The 13949-nt window shown below is 43.5% G+C and carries 14 protein-coding genes; 6 read left to right on the forward strand and 8 right to left on the reverse strand.

The window, feature by feature from the left end; translation table 11 throughout:
- Positions 1-118: 118 nt before the first annotated feature.
- Positions 119-514 carry a DoxX family protein gene (locus ACY8DX_RS11110; protein ID WP_439802036.1) on the reverse strand — a complete coding sequence of 132 codons (396 nt, stop codon included), beginning with the start codon at positions 512-514 and terminating at the stop codon, positions 119-121.
- A 134-nt stretch (positions 515-648) separates the two neighbouring features.
- Positions 649-1026 (reverse strand): PH domain-containing protein, encoded by a 378-nt coding sequence (locus tag ACY8DX_RS11115; protein ID WP_049670865.1) that lies wholly within the window; start codon positions 1024-1026, stop codon positions 649-651.
- Between the two features lie 307 nt (positions 1027-1333).
- Between ACY8DX_RS11115 and ACY8DX_RS11120 the strand changes: the two genes are divergently transcribed.
- Together ACY8DX_RS11120 and ACY8DX_RS11125 are read left to right on the forward strand one after the other, a co-directional pair.
- A complete protein-coding gene (locus ACY8DX_RS11120) occupies positions 1334-1567 on the forward strand; it encodes an MmcQ/YjbR family DNA-binding protein (RefSeq protein ID WP_462406928.1) in 234 nt (77 codons plus the stop codon).
- 102 nt (positions 1568-1669) lie between these two features.
- Positions 1670-1873: a nucleic acid-binding protein gene (locus tag ACY8DX_RS11125; protein ID WP_156185604.1), complete on the forward strand. Its 204-nt coding sequence runs from the start codon at positions 1670-1672 to the stop codon at positions 1871-1873.
- A 197-nt stretch (positions 1874-2070) separates the two neighbouring features.
- Here the strand turns inward: ACY8DX_RS11125 and ACY8DX_RS11130 are convergent, their stop codons facing one another.
- A complete protein-coding gene (locus tag ACY8DX_RS11130) occupies positions 2071-3294 on the reverse strand; it encodes an ISL3 family transposase (protein WP_462406874.1) in 1224 nt (407 codons plus the stop codon).
- A gap of 216 nt (positions 3295-3510) precedes the next feature.
- Positions 3511-5388, reverse strand: a complete 1878-nt coding sequence (gene htpG / locus ACY8DX_RS11135; RefSeq protein WP_462405134.1) for a molecular chaperone HtpG — start codon at positions 5386-5388, stop codon at positions 3511-3513.
- Between the two features lie 165 nt (positions 5389-5553).
- Between htpG and ACY8DX_RS11140 the strand changes: the two genes are divergently transcribed.
- The 3 genes from ACY8DX_RS11140 to ACY8DX_RS11150 all read left to right on the forward strand — a co-directional run bounded on the left by ACY8DX_RS11140 (position 5554) and on the right by ACY8DX_RS11150 (position 7017).
- Positions 5554-5736: a hypothetical protein gene (locus ACY8DX_RS11140; RefSeq protein ID WP_049670862.1), complete on the forward strand. Its 183-nt coding sequence runs from the start codon at positions 5554-5556 to the stop codon at positions 5734-5736.
- 18 nt (positions 5737-5754) lie between these two features.
- A complete protein-coding gene (locus ACY8DX_RS11145) occupies positions 5755-6003 on the forward strand; it encodes a spore coat protein (RefSeq protein ID WP_462405135.1) in 249 nt (82 codons plus the stop codon).
- 117 nt (positions 6004-6120) lie between these two features.
- The gene (locus tag ACY8DX_RS11150) at positions 6121-7017 is read left to right on the forward strand and encodes a sulfurtransferase (protein WP_049670860.1); all 897 of its coding nucleotides are present in this window, start codon (positions 6121-6123) and stop codon (positions 7015-7017) included.
- Between the two features lie 77 nt (positions 7018-7094).
- On the opposite strand, the gene hutH is transcribed toward ACY8DX_RS11150, so the two are convergent.
- The 4 genes from hutH to hutU all read right to left on the reverse strand — a co-directional run bounded on the left by hutH (position 7095) and on the right by hutU (position 12695).
- Positions 7095-8600: a histidine ammonia-lyase gene (gene hutH, locus ACY8DX_RS11155; protein WP_462405136.1), complete on the reverse strand. Its 1506-nt coding sequence runs from the start codon at positions 8598-8600 to the stop codon at positions 7095-7097.
- Positions 8601-8778: 178 nt separating this feature from the next.
- The gene (locus tag ACY8DX_RS11160; RefSeq protein WP_462405137.1) at positions 8779-9765 is read right to left on the reverse strand and encodes an agmatinase family protein; all 987 of its coding nucleotides are present in this window, start codon (positions 9763-9765) and stop codon (positions 8779-8781) included.
- Positions 9752-11023: an imidazolonepropionase gene (gene hutI, locus ACY8DX_RS11165; protein ID WP_462405138.1), complete on the reverse strand. Its 1272-nt coding sequence runs from the start codon at positions 11021-11023 to the stop codon at positions 9752-9754. Before hutI ends, ACY8DX_RS11160 begins: the two co-directional genes overlap by 14 nt.
- Positions 11016-12695, reverse strand: a complete 1680-nt coding sequence (hutU, locus tag ACY8DX_RS11170) for a urocanate hydratase (RefSeq protein ID WP_462405139.1) — start codon at positions 12693-12695, stop codon at positions 11016-11018. Before hutU ends, hutI begins: the two co-directional genes overlap by 8 nt.
- 749 nt (positions 12696-13444) lie before the next feature.
- Between hutU and ACY8DX_RS11175 the strand changes: the two genes are divergently transcribed.
- Positions 13445-13723: a hypothetical protein gene (locus ACY8DX_RS11175; RefSeq protein ID WP_462405140.1), complete on the forward strand. Its 279-nt coding sequence runs from the start codon at positions 13445-13447 to the stop codon at positions 13721-13723.
- Positions 13724-13949: the final 226 nt, after the last annotated feature.

The raw sequence follows: 13949 nt of genomic DNA on the forward strand, positions 1-13949 counted from the left end.
ACGATTACAGCCAAATGGTAACGTTATCTTGAATATTAGGGTGAATAAAAAAGAAGTCAAACTTTCCTAGAAGTTCGACTTCTTTTAAATACGTGATGAATAAAGATCCTAAGCTTTCTTAAAAGAGTGAATCCACGGCATATTCTCCTGCCCCCGTTAAAATGAGGCAAAGCAGAATGGCAATCAAGACAAGATTATACTCATATCCATTGTCTGTGTTCCACAGACCATTTCTCCAATGGACCTTGACGACAGCTGACAGCATTGTGACCGCTAATAAGGTAGCTGCAAACGGTGTAAGAAGGCCAATTATTAAGAAGAGACCACCGAGAAATTCGATTCCCCCTACCATGAATGCCATGAACATTCCTGGTTTAATATCAATGGCTTCCAACCACCCTGCGGTGCCCCTTAATCCTGCACCGCCAAACCACCCGAACCATTTCTGTGCTCCATGTGCAAGGAATAATCCGCCTACAATCAGCCTTACTATAAGGAGCCCCATGTCTTCCATTCATCCTTCCCCCTTGCATTTAGGAGATAGGAGCCGTGCAGCAACGAAAACAGAGATAGCCCTACCGTTTATCTCTATCCTAATTGTCCAAATGAATGAATGTCAACAGGCGTTAGTCCTTATTCTACAGACAATCAGCCGCAAACATAAAACGCAAGCAATTGCTGTACTTCCGTGATGCTGGCTCCCTTTTTAAAGGTCTTTTCTATTGGAAGATCAGCTCCGGACAGCCAAATTTTCAATTCGGCATCAAGGTCAAAGGTGCCCGCTGTCTCTGTACTGAAATGTGTAATACTTTTGTAGGGAATTGAATGGTACTCAATCTTCTTTCCTGTCATCCCTTGAACATCCACAAGAATCAAGCGATGCTCCGTGAAGACGAGCATATCCCTAATTAATTTATAGGCTTGATTCACTTTTTCTTCCGGAAACAGAATATCCTTTAATTTTTCCTCTGCCTCTTCTGTCTTCATGTTGGATGAATTCCCTAAGAATGCGTCTAAATAACCCATCAATGTTCACTCCTTTTTCCTTTATTTTAACATAATCTATATGAACCCATGCATTGGCGAGGATTGATGATAAAGCAGGTGAAGATGAGCTATTTACCATGTTTTATATCTCATTCTGGTGGAAAAGTTACTCAATCAAATGAATGCTTTAAAGAGGTGAAGCTTAATGGATAGGCAGCCTAACAGAGAATAGCTCCTCCAATACGCCAAGGAACAATACAGAACAGACCCGGAATATTTATGGAAGAAATCCCCCCATCATGCTGTTTTAAGATGACAAGACAATCAAAAGTGGTATGCTGTCGTGATGCAAGTACCAAAGAACAATTTGGGACTTAACATCGATGAAATCAATGATATTCTTACTATAAAGGTCAAACCTTTTTTACTTGGATCCCTGCAGCAAAAGCCAGGATTCCTGGCAGCTTACCATATTAACAAGGAAAATTGGACCACCATCCTTCTTGATGGCTCTGTTTCCTACAATGAAATAATTAGGCTTATCGATATGAGTTATGATTTAGTGAAAAAACATAAATGAGCGATGGTACCAATTATATTAAAGGATAGAAATAAAGGGAATATTCAACATGATATAATGATATTGGAAAGGATTAATGTTTTCATTTGGGGGTTATGTATATTGAAAAGAATTTGTCAACAATGTCATGCTGAAATGGTAAATGACTGTGCCGTAACGGTTCAAGGAGGAATGTACGGGATAAAAATTAGCAGAAAAGGCAATGGATTATTCAATAAAGCTTCGGCCATTCCAAAAGCAGCGGTTTGCCCCAATTGCGGAGGTGTCGCTTTTTATATTGACGAATACAAACAATTTAAGAAATAAACCAACACGATAGAGAAGTCTTTGATTTTGTTAACCTCTAAGCAATTTAACGGTGATTAAATCTATTATCTAATGGCAGCGAGATTAGCATTGAAGTGTACCTTCATGAATTCTCATAGATATCCAGCTATATAACTGAAACGCCTTTAAAACGGTTCTTTTTCAAGTGTTGGGGTAGAGTCTTTTTGCTCTATCCCTTATCCTAATGAATCGCCGATGTTTTTATATTGATGATGGAGAAGGATTCTCGCGCGGAATCGGGTGAAATTCCGATAGCCAAATCCATTCCGTTTCATGACCTTTGTCAAATTGTTTAAGCCTTCCACAAACCCATTCGAGTAATTGAACTCGAAGCGATTTAAGATTTCTCTTTCCCAGTTTCGATACGTTTGGACTGTCTTGCTCAATTCAGGAATGCCACTCTCTTCTACCTTCTGATAGAACTTGCGAAGTTCTTTCTGCGTCTCCACAATCCCATTTTCTCCATTTTCTTTTGCCTTATAAAACCAAGTATAAAAGGCTTCCTTGAGCTCATACGCTTTCTGGAGCTCAGGGGAAAAGCTGAAGTATCGCTGAAGAAGCCATTGGTCTTTCTCCGTTAATTTATGAGCAGCTTTATGAAAGATATAGCGGGCTTTCTTGCATTTCTTTCGGTCATATTCATGCCACCTGGCCTGTTCCCTCACTCGAACCCGATCCAGCGCCCAATTCATATATCGCACAAAGTGAAAGCTATCCGCCACAATGATGGGACGATCCAACGCCTGTTGAACCGCCGCTTTAAAGGCCTGGCTCATGTCCATGACCACCACTTTCACCTTCGCGCCGTATTGGCGCAAATAGTCCTTGATGGTGTCCTTTCGCCGGTTTGGTAGGATGTCAATTGGCTCGCGAGTCTCGGCATTTGCGATGATGAGCTGGTACTTTTCCTTGCCTGTATTCCCCTTGAATTCATCAATGGCAATCACTTCTGGTAAGGCTGACTTCCCCTTCATGGAGGACGGGACAATGGCATCAAACCGCCGGATGATGGTACTGACGGATGTGTGGTATTGAGCGGCGATTTCCTTGAATGTCTTCGCTTTGATGGCTCGTATTTGTACTTGTTGGTTCCATTCTTTTGAGAAGCGTTGATACCGATCGACAAACGGATTCTGTTCGGCAAACCTTTTCCCGCATTGACAGGCATACCGGCGTTTACGATACTGGAGAATCGTTGGTCGTTCCGCCATTTTCAGATGTCGAACGGACTGGATGCGATAATCATGAACCTTCCCTGTTTTCTCGCCGCATCTTGGACAAATATGCGGGGTCAGGGGCATCTCCACGGTCATTTCAAAAACACCATGATCATTTACCTTGGACTTTATCACCTTAACGTCTTCTAAACCTGGCAATGTTATGTTAAAATTCAAGAGCACACATCTCCTTTTCGACTTGTTTCTCGACAATTCAAGTATAAGAAAAGTGGAGCATGTGTGCTCTTTTTTTATGTCCGTTTTTTGTGGACACCCCAACATTTAGTATAGAACCTTTAAAACTACATAAGTAACAAAATAAAGCCGGTTTGTTTTACTCTTCGTAAAACAAACCGGCTTTCAATAGTCTTGATAAGATTATCTCATCACTCTACGTCATTAAACCATGACCTTGCAAATATCATTCGTAAATGCTACAGGGTCTTCAATCGTAAGTCCTTCAATCAATAAGGCTTGGTTATACAAAAGCTTTGTATATAAGTCCAGCTTTTCCTTGTCATGCTTATACGCATTGACCAAGGATGTGAACACCTCATGATTTGGATTGATTTCAAGAATTTTTTCCGCCTTAACACCCGGATTATCCGGCATCATATTTAGCACCTTTTCCATCTCAATCGTGATTTCTCCTTCGGTTGAGAGGCATACAGGATGAGATTTCAAGCGCTTAGAGGCACGGACATCCTTGACGCTTCCCGCAAGTGCTTTAGCCATGTGAGCGAATAAGTCCTTATGCTCGTTAACATCCGATTCTGAAGCGTCCTCCTTACTGTCCTCAATACCTAAATCCCCGCTTGAGACTGATTTAAATTCCTTCTCTTTGAACGTCATCAGCATTTTGATGGCAAATTCATCGATATCATCTGTAAGGTAGAGAATTTCATAGCCCTTGTCCGCTACCATTTCTGTTTGCGGCAGTTTATCAATACGCTCGATGGATTCTCCAGTGGCATAGTAAATATATTTTTGTTCCTCACTCATTCGTTCCATATACTCATCAAGAGTGACCATTTTCTTCTCCTTGGATGAATAGAACATGAGCAAGTCTTTGAGCATATCCTTATTGGCACCGAATTCATTGTATACACCAAATTTGATTTGGCGGCCAAATGATTTATAGAAGAGCTCATATTTTTCACGGTCATTTTTCAGAAGGGACAGCAATTCATTCTTAATTTTTTTATGGATATTCTTCGCGATTAGTTTCAACTGGCGGTCATGTTGAAGCATCTCACGAGAAATATTGAGCGAAAGGTCCTCTGAATCGACCATTCCTTTCACAAAGCTGAAGTGATCCGGCAGAAGATCTGCGCATTTTTCCATGATCAGTACTCCATTAGAATACAGCTCAAGCCCTTTTTCAAATTCCTTAGAATAGTAATCAAACGGAATATTTTCCGGAATGTAGAGAATCGCATTGTAGCGGATCGTTCCATCGACATTAATGTGAATATGTTTCAGCGGCTTATCAAATCCGTAATGCTTCTCATGATAGAACTGCTCATAATCCTCATCCGTCAGCTCGCTTTTATTCTTCTTCCAGATTGGCACCATGCTATTAATGATCTTTTCTTCGGTCACTTGCTCAAATTCATCTGTTGAGCCTTCTTTCAGCTTGCTTTCCGTTACATCCATCTTGATTGGATAGCGGATAAAATCGGAATATTTCTTGATGATTTCTTTAAGACGATATTCCTCCAGGAACTGATCGTAATCTTCTTCTTCTGTGTTGTCCTTAATCGTTAAGATAATTTCCGTACCAACGCTATTCTTCTCACAAGGAGTGATCGTATAACCATCTGTTCCTTTCGATTCCCAGCGGTATGCCTGATCTGTACCAAAGGCCTTGCTGACCACTGTAACGATATCGGCCACCATAAAGGCCGCATAGAAGCCTACACCGAATTGTCCGATGATATCATGGCCGTCCTTGCTTTCATTTTCCTTTTTGAAGGCTAATGAGCCGCTTTTAGCGATGACCCCAAGATTTGTCTCTAACTCATCTTGTGTCATTCCAATCCCTGTATCAGTAATAGTCAGTGTGCGGTTCTCCTTGTCGGCACTCACTTTTATGTAATAATCATCCTTATGAAACGTTAAATTTTCATCTGTTAACGCCTTATAATACAGCTTATCAATCGCATCACTCGCATTTGAAAGCAGTTCTCTCAAGAAAACTTCCCGTTGTGAATAGATAGAATTAATCATCATTTCGAGCAATCGCTTTGATTCGGCTTGAAATTGCTTCATTGCCATGATTTTATGCACCCTTTCCACATTCTTTTTAGCACTCAACTCATACAAGTGCTAACATTTTTTAATTATCACAAATTTCATCGATTTGTCAATACGCATTAGTCGTATAATGCCCGTCAGAATACAAATACTATCCGTGAATTCTTTATAGGGGGTGCTTTATTTATGCCGAATTTGAATGAACTAGAGCTGCAGAACCTTCGCCATCTTATTGGGGGTCATGGGACAATTGCCAATAAACTTGACTATTATGCCCAGCAGGTAACCGATTCTGCCATTGCAGACCAGCTCCGAAATGACGCTCAGGATGCACGCAAAAACAAACAAAATCTTATGACCTTTTTATAGAAAGAGAGGCTATGACACATGCAGGAAAAAGATATTGTCAGTGATTATTTATCTTGTTTGAATGGAAGCTTAGCTGGCTATGCCGGCATCATCGCGCAAACGGAAAATGAAGAGCTGCGCAAGACCATTCAGCAAATGCGCGACCAGGACGAAGCGCGCCAATATAAAATTTTCAGCATAGCTAAACAAAAGGGTTATTATATCCCCGCCGAACAAGCCACACAGGAAGAAATCAATACGGTGAAAAACCAATTTGCACAAGGGTAAGACGAAAAGGACAGCCGACAGCTGTCCTTTTTTGTTTTGTTCAAGTCTAATTCTTAGTAATTTTATCTGTTTTATAATATATTCTCCTTATACCGACAAGACTGGAGTGAAATACCTTTGGATAAAATTCCATTAATCGTTACAACTGAATGGCTTGAAGAACATCTTGACGACCCAAACCTGCGGGTAATCGATGCCACAACCTTTATGAAGCCTTTGCAAAATGGACAAATAACGCTGACATCTGGCAGAGACTCCTACAATCTAGGCCATATTCCTGGTGCCGTTTATGCTGATTTATTACATGAGCTCTCCAATCCTGAATCCCCCCTCCCATTTACATTGCCTGAACGTGAGGTATTTACTCAACATATGGAGAATCTCGGTATTGGAGATGAGGATACCTATACAGTTATATATGATCAAGGAGCGCTTGTCGGCGTATCTGTTACCGCCCCGCAATGGGCAGCCAGGTTACGATGGCAGTTAAAGTATGAAGGATTGGAAAATATCGCTGTCCTTGAAGGCGGATTACAAAAGTGGAAGGAAGAAGGACGCTCGCTTACCAGCGAATCAAGCTCGTACCCGAAGGCTGATTTCTCGGGGAAACGGAAGGAAGAAATGCTCGCGACAATGGAGGATGTTCTTAAAGCCATTGAAGATGATTCTGTTGTGCTGATCAACAGCCTCTCTCCAGAGGATTTCAGAGGAGAAACAGATACATATCCACGGAAAGGCCATATCCCAAGCAGTGTGAATGTCTTCTTTGGGTGTCATGCGAATCCGCAGACAAAGACCATTCTTCCGACTGATGAGTTGAAGAGAAATTTCGAGAAAACGGGTGCCCTTGATCCGGATAAAAAGGTCATCACTTATTGTGGCGGCGGTATTGCCGCCACTTGGAATGCGTTAGTGTTAGAGCAGATTGGCGTGAAAAATGTGTCCGTCTATGATGGGTCGATGAATGAATGGGCTTCGAATGAAGATCTTCCTCTTATAACGGGAGACAAATAATAAAAACAAGAGATGGAAAAAACAGCTATCTCTTGTTTTTATCCGATTGTTTACATAATATTTTTATGTTATACCTATTATTCATGACTCCATAGGAATGGGGCGTTTATCCCCTTCATTTCCCCCGCCATTTCTTCAATTTCAAAAGAAAGAGACCGATCAGAGGCAGCAAAAGGAATCCTATTGCGTAAGTAATCATACAGTTTTTTCGTAGAAGGAGCTAATTTATCCGCTCCCCTGAAGTCTATCGCTTGTGCGGCACAAATCCATTCAATCGCCAGAACCTTTCTAGCGTTATCAAGAATGCTTAAGGCATGTCTCGCTGCAGCGGCTCCCATGCTGACATGATCCTCCTGATTGGCGGAGGAGGGAATCGAATCAACACTTGAAGGATGGGAGAGAACCTTATTCTCTGACACGAGCGATGCAGCGACATATTGGGTAATCATCATACCAGATTCGAGTCCAGGGTTCGCACTCAAAAATGGCGGCAAATCATTTAATTGAGGATTCACCAGCCTCTCAATGCGTCTTTCAGAAATATTTGCAAGCTCCGAAACAGCAATCCCAAGGAAATCCATGGCAAAAGCAAGCGGCTGCCCGTGAAAATTCCCGCCTGAGATCACTTGATCAGTCTCCGGAAAGATTAAAGGGTTATCGGTTGCGGCATTGATTTCAATGGACAGCTTGTCCCGTACATAGCTTAGTACCTGCCGGATGGCGCCATGAACCTGCGGGATGCAGCGCAGTGAATAAGCATCTTGAATGCGGAGCTCGCCTTGCCTTGTTGTCAACTGGCTATTCTCCAAATAGGTAAAGATGCGTTCAGCTACCTCCTGCTGTTCCTTAAATCCTCTCACCTCATGGGTCAGCGGCAAAAAAGCATCCACCACACCGCGCAGGCCTTCAAGTGTCAATGATGCAATCCCGTCTGCCATATCTGCAAGCCTCTTGCCCTCCATGTAGGCGATTATCCCGCTCGCGGCCATAGCTTGCGTACCGTTGATTAATGCGAGCCCTTCCTTCGCTTCAAGCTGGATTGGCTTTAGCCCAGCTTTTTGCAAAGCAACTATTCCCGGGTATCGCCTCCCTTGGTAGATGGCCTCTCCCTCTCCTATCAAAACAAGCGCCAAATGGGCCAGCGGTGCTAAATCTCCACTTGCCCCTAGAGAGCCCTTGCCAGGGATGATTGGACACACTCCCCTGTTCAGACAATCGACCAATAATTGAATAAGTTCCATCCTTATGCCTGAATAGCCTTTTGCCAGTGCGTTTGCTCGCAGCAGTAGCATCAGCCTGGAAATGGGCTCTGAAAAAGGCTCTCCCACTGCGCAGGCATGGGAGCGAATTAAGTTAATCTGAAGCTCGCGTACATGGTCAGATGAAATGGTCGTTTCACTCAGCTTGCCAAAGCCCGTATTCAGCCCATACACAATCTTACCTTCCGCCAGCTTTCTTTCAACAAGCTCCCTCGCATCCAAAATCCCTTTCTCGGCTTCCTTGCATATGGCGACTTGCTCGGAATGATCGAGCACCCTTTCAATATCCTGCAGTGTTAAAGATTTTCCATCTATGAGAATCAACTCGTAACCCCCTCAGCTTTTCATCTCCTGGCATATAAAAGGCCATATCAGAGACAAGTCATGATATAGCCCAAAATTGTTGGCTTGTAAATGAGAGAGCATGATTCCTATTCGTATACCCTCCATATATCTTTATGCGCAATCATGGAGAAAAATGGCTCCCGATAAGGAAAACAGCTTATATCCCCGTTCTTTTTGCCATCAATCGTCCCGTCATAAACTGAAGCCAAGCATGAACCCCGATCCGGCAAGTCTCTTCAATTCTTGAATCTCGTGTCGGGTCTAAACAAACAAAATCGATATGATGAACAGCAGCCGATTTCCCGATTGCAAGCAAAGCTTCAAATAATTCTTCTGTCCGCATACCGCCAGGAGTTGCCGCAGGAACACCCGGCGCAAAGGAAATGTCAAGTACGTCCATATCAATCGTGACATAGATGAGATCGGCCCTTTTAGATAAATGATGCAGCTCTCGTTCAATGAGAGTAGAAATCCCTTCCTGCCTCGCCTTTTTAAGAGAGTGCATCCGAATATGATGCCTTCTCGCATATTCGACTAGTGATTTCGTATTGTAATAACCGTGTAGGCCGATATTCACGATATTCTCGCCATAAACGATATTCGCATCAATGAGCTGACGGATTGGCGTACCATTCGCCGGGCCAAATTCAGCAGGGTCTCGTACATCCAGATGGGTATCAAGCTGAAGAATAGCTATCGTTTGATTTGGTTCGTTGCTTTTCAATCCGCGGATGGCACAGGCCGTTGTGGAGTGATCGCCGCCAATCATGCAAAGGGTTTGTTTCGGAAAGTATTGTTTCAGCGCCTTCGTGGCTTCCTCAATTCTGCGATGTGATTCAGCAACATTCGTTGTATGCATTACGATATCACCTGCATCTGCTACCAAATATGAAGAGAGGTCAATCTCCTCCTCAAAATGATAGACTGCAAACTGCTTCCAAAGCTTACGGAACACATCCGGATAAAGAGATGCACCAGAAACACTGATGGATGCTTTGGACAAAGGGGCTCCATAAAGTATGCAATCCGGCGGTGAATGAACGCTGCCAATCTTTTGAACCCAATCATGTACATAGCCAGACGGTTCACCGGAAGAATTCCAGGACCAGCTCGGCTCACGAAGCCAGTGATCAGCTAAATCCATTGACAACCAGCTCCCCTTTCTTCCAAACAGAATGCGTATGATTGACACCGAAAAGATATTGAAGCTCTTGATAGGAGCCAATCTTCCAGAGAACGAGGTCAGCCTGTTTTCCGATTTCAAGGCTGCCGAGCTGCGCCTCACGATTGATGGCGCAAGCAGCATTATAAGTCGCTGCAGTTAATGCTTCAGCTGGAGTCATCTTCATCATCAAACAGGCCAGATTCATCACAAGCGGCATGGAAACGGTCGGAGATGAACCTGGATTGCAATCTGTTGACACCGCAATTGGTACGCCCATATCAATCATTTTCCGGGCATTTGCGGGTTCCTCTCCCAAGAATAAGGCGGTTGCAGGAAGCAAGCAGGCGATAACTCCGGCATCTGCCATCGCCTTAATCCCGTCAATACTTGTCTTTAATAAATGCTCAGCTGAAATGGCGCCAATTTGGGCGGAGAGCTCGGCTCCTCCTGTCGAGACAATTTCATCTGCATGTATTTTCGGAATCAAGCCAGCAGCCTTCCCAGCCTCGAGAATTTGTTTTGAATGTTCGATGGAGAAAACATCCTTCTCACAGAATACATCAATGAATTCAGCGAGGCCTTCCTCTTGGACAGCGGGTATCATGCTCTCGATGATTTCTTCCACAAACTCCTCTTCCCTGCCGGTATACGATTTCGGAATGGCATGTGCTCCCATGAAGGTGGGGACAATATCGATTGGATGGTTTTCATTTAATTCCCGCATGACGCGTAATTGCTTCAATTCTGTTTCAAGGCTCATGCCGTAGCCGCTCTTTCCCTCAATCGTTGTAACCCCATGCTGTAAGAATTGATTCAAACGATTTTTTGCCTCGTTTAACAGAGTCGTTAAGGAAGCGGCTGCTGTTTTCTTTGCCGTCGCGTGAATACCGCCGCCGGCATTCATGATCTCCATATAGCTGGCACCTTGGAGGCGCATTTCAAATTCCTCTTCCCTGGTTCCGCCATAGACGAGATGAGTATGGGGATCGATTAAGCCGGGTGTCATCAGCCTCCCGCCTGCATCAATGACCTCAGCCTCACTCATCCTTCCGGCATATACTCGTTTTAATTGAGCCGTTTTGCCGACCGCCTCAATCTTCCCCTTTTCTATCCATAGACTGCCGTCTTCTATTAATCCAAGATCGCTCATATCCATTCCTATTTTCGGGCCTGTCCGTAATGGCTTCAACGTGGCAAGCTGACCAATATGATGAATCCATATCGGCCGGCTATTCATGATGGAGTGCTCCTCTATCCAGCATAGGCATTTGGATTCCTTTTTCTCGGGCCGTCTTTACTGCCCTTTCATATCCAGCATCCGCATGCCTCACAACTCCGAGCCCCGGGTCTGTCGTGAGTACCCGCTCAAGCTGATTACGAGCCTGTTTGGTTCCATCTGCCACAATCACCATCCCCGCATGAATGGAATAGCCCATTCCAACACCCCCGCCATGGTGGACTGATACCCATGAAGCCCCGCCGGAAGCATTGATAAGAGCATTTAAGATAGGCCAATCAGCTACGGCATCAGAACCATCCTTCATCGCTTCTGTTTCACGGTTGGGAGATGCCACTGAGCCGGTATCCAAATGGTCTCGTCCAATGACAATCGGGGCTTTTAATTCACCGTTTGCGACCATGTCATTAATGAGGCGTCCAAATTTAGCCCTTTCCCCGTAGCCAAGCCATGCGATGCGGGCAGGAAGCCCTTGGAACTGGATATGCTTCCGGGCAAGCTGGATCCATCGGCAGAGTGCTTTGTTGTCTTTAAATTCTCGAAGGATTAACTCATCTGTCTTGTCAATATCATTTGGATCTCCTGATAAGGCGACCCAGCGGAAAGGACCTCGTCCTTCGCAAAATTGCGGGCGAATATACGCGGGCACAAAGCCGGGAATATCAAATGCATTTCTAACGCCTGCATCTTTGGCAGCCTGCCGGATATTATTTCCGTAATCAAAGGCAATGGCCCCCTTCTCCTTCATATCCAGCATGCTCTGGACATGAACAGCCATGGAAGCAATGGATTTGGATTGATATTTCTCGGGATTTCCCCTGCGAAGCTGATCAGCTTCCTCTAATGTCATGCCGGACGGGATATAGCCATACAAGGGATCATGGGCAGACGTTTGATCGGTAATCACATCAGGAATAAAACCTTCTTTAATCATTTTCGGCAATAATTCTGCTGCATTTCCGCATAGTCCAATGGAGAGAGAGACTCCTTTTTTCTTTGCTTCAAGGGCCATTTTTACAGCCTCCTCCAGGGAAGAAGCTTTATAATCGGCATATCTTGTCTCTATTCTCCGGTCAATTCTCTTTTCATCAGCCTCAATGGCTACACAAACACCACCGTTCATCGTCACGGCAAGCGGTTGTGCACCTCCCATTCCTCCGAGGCCTGCCGTAACCGTAATCGTCCCTGCCAGCGTCCCGCCAAAATGCTGTCGCGCACATTCCGCAAATGTCTCATATGTCCCCTGAACAATTCCTTGTGAGCCTATGTAAATCCAGCTTCCTGCTGTCATCTGGCCATACATGATAAGCCCTTTTCGCTCAAGATCATGAAATACCTCCCATTTTGCATATGCCGGAACTAGATTAGAATTAGCCAGCAGCACACGAGGTGCAAACTCATGACTTCGGAAGACGGCGACCGGCTTTCCCGATTGAACTAACAGGGTCTCGTCATTTTCCAAGGCATTCAACGAATGAATGATGGTATGAAACGCTTCCCAGTTTCTCGCTGCTTTTCCCGTCCCGCCGTATACAATGAGATTCTCCGGATTCTCTGCAACATCTTCATGTAAATTATTCAAAAGCATTCGAATAGCAGCCTCTTGCTGCCAGCCTTTTGCATGTAATTCCGTTCCGCTATAGTGGTGATATAAAGCTAAATGCTTATTCAACTTCTTCCTACCTCCCTCGTATATTTCCGGGATACTACGCCCGTGACCTTTCTAAACTATCTATATTCAAAGAGTGGAAGAAATAGATTCTATATTTGTAGACACTTAAATAAAAGGTTTTTCAATAGCTAGATTAACTGCTCGTTTTCTACATACGAAAAGACATTCGGCAGACGAGAGGTGAGACAGGAACTAGAATTAGATTCCCGATTTACAGATGCTGTGGGAAGAGTGCTTTCACAAAAAAACAGTCATCGAACATGTTCTTACCTCATCATTCAGATACCAGGTTCCTGAAGTTCGGTCAAAAATAGTTTATCTTTCGTTTCTCCCCTGATTATGAACTTCCTTCTATTTTGTTTAAGTCAATCTATACTGGTTTACACTACTGTTAGGCAGAACTTCTGGGTGGATGTGGATAGTCTCTTGGTTATATAGTTATGTCGAAAATCGCGGCTGCTTGCTTCTTACTCCCCTAAATAAATTTCTTTTTTCATTCACTTAAATAGGTTATAGAAATCATAATAGTAAGAGGTAAACGATGGTTAATCATATACGCTCTCAGTATGAATCATTTTCGGAAAATCGCGATAGGATCCTCCTTATCGTGGGAACTATCACGGCTTTTAGGTTCTGAACACCCTTACTTAGCGCCTTTATCCGTTATTATATGTATTCAGGCAACAACAGATTAAACGATTAAATTAGCGATTCAGCGTGTAATTGGGACAATTCTCGGGATTCCAATCGTGGTTTTAATTGCTAACCATTTAACGATAAATGGATTAAGTTTAGGTCTATTAATACTATTAGGCGGCTATATGACAAAATGGTTAAAATTGAGCCAACAGATTATGCATCAGGTAGCATTAACGATTTTATTAGTATTTGTTTTCGAGAAACGAACAGAGAATTACGCTTTCGATCGAATGAACGATACTCTTATTGGTGTAATGGTAGCGGTTCTTCTTCAATTTATTTGGTCTTACTTTAAGAGAAAACAAAAGAATGCATCCAATAAAGAATGATGTCTATCATGAATTGCCCCTTTCACAGAAAAAAGGCTATGTAAGGGTCCGTCTTCGGATTCGAGAAGGAATTCTTTCATCCTTTTCATCAAGGCTATTTTCGAGTGCCGCCGTCAAGTCCCAAAAGAACACCAAATAATTCTCGAAATACGACAATGAGGCTTTGACAAAAGATTTCCAACAAAAAACGCCGAACTATTTTAAACTGCACTTTAAAATAATTCGG

The organism is Gracilibacillus sp. Marseille-QA3620 (assembly GCF_054950035.1).

What these genes read in the sequence shown, in the direction of transcription:
- ACY8DX_RS11145 (WP_462405135.1), top strand. Translation starts at nt 5,755, where the DNA reads ATGCAGGAAAAAGATATTGTCAGTGATTATTTATCTTGTTTGAATGGA.
- ACY8DX_RS11160 (WP_462405137.1), bottom strand. Translation starts at nt 9,765, where the DNA reads ATGGATTTAGCTGATCACTGGCTTCGTGAGCCGAGCTGGTCCTGGAAT.
- ACY8DX_RS11115 (WP_049670865.1), bottom strand. Translation starts at nt 1,026, where the DNA reads ATGGGTTATTTAGACGCATTCTTAGGGAATTCATCCAACATGAAGACA.
- htpG (WP_462405134.1), bottom strand. Translation starts at nt 5,388, where the DNA reads ATGGCAATGAAGCAATTTCAAGCCGAATCAAAGCGATTGCTCGAAATG.
- ACY8DX_RS11110 (WP_439802036.1), bottom strand. Translation starts at nt 514, where the DNA reads ATGGAAGACATGGGGCTCCTTATAGTAAGGCTGATTGTAGGCGGATTA.
- ACY8DX_RS11140 (WP_049670862.1), top strand. Translation starts at nt 5,554, where the DNA reads ATGCCGAATTTGAATGAACTAGAGCTGCAGAACCTTCGCCATCTTATT.
- hutI (WP_462405138.1), bottom strand. Translation starts at nt 11,023, where the DNA reads ATGAATAGCCGGCCGATATGGATTCATCATATTGGTCAGCTTGCCACG.
- ACY8DX_RS11120 (WP_462406928.1), top strand. Translation starts at nt 1,334, where the DNA reads ATGCAAGTACCAAAGAACAATTTGGGACTTAACATCGATGAAATCAAT.